Source organism: Candidatus Obscuribacterales bacterium (genome assembly GCA_036703605.1).
Lineage (GTDB): Bacteria > Cyanobacteriota > Cyanobacteriia > RECH01 > RECH01 > RECH01.
In genome coordinates this window covers 1-2,520 of sequence record DATNRH010000522.1, presented here as the reverse complement: position 1 = coordinate 2,520, position 2,520 = coordinate 1, and the positions used below count along the sequence as shown (strand labels likewise).

Here is a 2,520-nt window from a genome sequence, read left to right as displayed (position 1 = left end):
AATTCCGGTAGTTGTCCCCACGTGCGTGGGGGTGAACCGTTGCTGTTCTACTTCGAAAACGTTACATTGTCGCGTTGTCCCCACGTGCGTGGGGGTGAACCGGTAAAGAAAAGCTCTGGAACTTGAGGATATGGAAGTTGTCCCCACGTGCGTGGGGGTGAACCGTATTGGGTAAGTAAGCGCATTTGCTTATCTACCGTTGTCCCCACGTGCGTGGAGGTGAAAATTCATGTCCTACCAAAAGACCGCGATTCATTTCGCCCCGTTGTCCCCACGTGCGTGGAGGTGAATCGTGAGATTCCTTGCAGGGCTGTAGAGTAAAGCGCCATTCAACCCTAGAAATTCTCTCTACTTCAACGTCTCGGGTTGATTGCGCGGTGGAATAGCACGACCTTGATAAAACCGTTTTTCCAACTGACCCAATCCAGCCCAACTAGCCGCCGCGATCGCTGCCCCACCAGCACCCAGCACCACCGGCCACAGCGTCCCGAGAGTCACAGCCAAAATAGGTACAATTGTCCAGCCTACCGCCGCCACAATTCCAGCAATCCAACGCGATCGCTCAATGGTTTTCAGTGCCCCGCGACAGCTTGCACAATGCTGCACATGGGAGTGATAGCGATCGAGTAAGTCTGCATCTGACTGCGCAGGCGGCAGCGTCGCCCCTGGAAATGATTCTGCCTGAAAATCCGTCACCCAGCGGCGCAGCGCTAGGACAAACGAATCGGCCTTGGTAGGTAAGTAAAATGCCTTGGCTACCGTCTCACTGCCACCCGCTGCTGCAAAATAGCGTTCTTGGTGATGTAAAAAGATTTGATCATCTTCTAACACAGCATTTTGACCAATATGGCTAAACCACTGAGGCGTTAGACGAATAAAAAAGCTGGGTAGCTTCGACGAAAATTTGAACGGGAATCGGGCAAAGATCCGGCATTCACCCTTACGGATCGGTGTCGCATAGACAACTGTGAGGGTGCGTCCAAATTGCTTCGACGTTAGGTCATGCCACATCAGCCCCGGAGCCACAAACGTCGTATCCTGCCGTCCGAGGGTGCCCCGTCGCGGCCCCTCTGCCCAGGTGCCTCGAAACCCTTGCCGTCCAGACTCTACCAACTCTAGTTCCACAGGACTCACATTTTTGCGATCGCCCACGGATTTGTGATGAGTGTAGGGAATATGACTGGCATCCAGCACATTTTCCATCAGGGTAAGGGCATCGTAGGGTAAGTCCCGAAAGGTATTGAGACAGACCCAATCATCCGAGTCGTCATCCAGCACATCAATGGTGGGAATGGGAACGCGATCGCTGTAGTCCGCCGTGCCAGGATAGACGAAGAGGAGCCCCTGACGAACCGCTGTTGGATAAGCACGGGCGCAGGCCCGCTGAGACGTTTCCGCCGTGCCCCCTTCCGGCTGTTGGGGAATGCGATCGCAATGACCATCCCCCGCAAAGGCCCAGCCATGGTACGGACATTCCAGCAGACCATCCTCAGCAATCCGCCCTTGGGACAGGGGCGCGAGGCGATGGGGGCAGCGATCGGCAAACACCCGCCAGGTTGTCGCCGTCCGATCCCACCAAATCACCAGATCTTGATCCATCAGGGTAAAGCGAGTGGGGCGCTCCTGGTCTAAGTCCTGCACATAGGCAACGGGATACCAAACTTCCGTCCAATCAAAGCGAGATTCATCAAGACCACCGGCCGGCAGCGGTACGACATCAGGCGTGGTGGACTGCAGGGAAGCAGATTGAGGCGTTACGGTTTGCATAGCTGGCGATCGATCCCGTTTGACTAGTGCTCCTATGGTAACAAAATCATTAAGAAATGTTTCGGAACTGGTTGGAGGGCGATCGCTCCAGGTAATGATGGGCACGCATTTCGACTCCGCTCAATGCTCCAAGTCTGATAAGACGAGGGTTGAGCGGTGACGTGAAAAAACGGGCTGGATAGTGAAACTCAACAGCGGCAAGCTACCGAGGGCGATCGCCGAGCGTCTGAGTACATGCATTGGTTAGATTTCAAGACATTGATACAGGGCACAATAGCGATCGCTCCTTGACTCAAAAAGAGGCGATATACGTTATGTATGCCTGTACGTACAAAGAGAGGGATCATGCATAAGAAGTTAACCATCAGTATTGATGAACAGGTATACGATGGCCTGTATGCAGTGGTCGGGAAGGGGGCAATTAGTCAGTTTATTGAGGATTTGTTATGCCCTTACGTTATCAAGGATGAACTAGATGCTGCCTACAAGCTCATGGCTGAAGATCAAGAGCGCGAAACAGAGGCTTTAGCGTGGTCTGAGGCGCTGATTGGGGACAGTGAACCATGAACAGAGGTGACGTGTGGTGGATTAATTGTGATCCGTCAGTCAGCGGCGAACTTAAGAAAGAGCGACCCGCAGTTATCGTCAGCAACAATGCGGCAAACCGAAATCTTAACCGAGTTCTGGTTGTGCCGATTACGAGCAATAGGTCCTGACCATACCCAAGTGAAGCCATGGTAACCTTGCAAGGTC

At 53.3% G+C, this 2,520-nt stretch carries 2 protein-coding genes; one reads left to right on the top strand and one right to left on the bottom strand.

Features of this window, described 5'->3' with window-relative positions; translation table 11 throughout:
- Window positions 1-348: 348 nt before the first annotated feature.
- Window positions 349-1,872, bottom strand: a complete 1,524-nt coding sequence (locus tag V6D20_11235; GenBank protein HEY9816356.1) for a Rieske 2Fe-2S domain-containing protein — start codon at window positions 1,870-1,872, stop codon at window positions 349-351.
- A 240-nt stretch (window positions 1,873-2,112) separates the two neighbouring features.
- Between V6D20_11235 and V6D20_11230 the strand changes: the two genes are divergently transcribed.
- The gene (locus tag V6D20_11230) at window positions 2,113-2,334 is read left to right on the top strand and encodes a hypothetical protein (GenBank protein HEY9816355.1); all 222 of its coding nucleotides are present in this window, start codon (window positions 2,113-2,115) and stop codon (window positions 2,332-2,334) included.
- The last annotated feature ends 186 nt before the right edge of the window (window positions 2,335-2,520 follow it).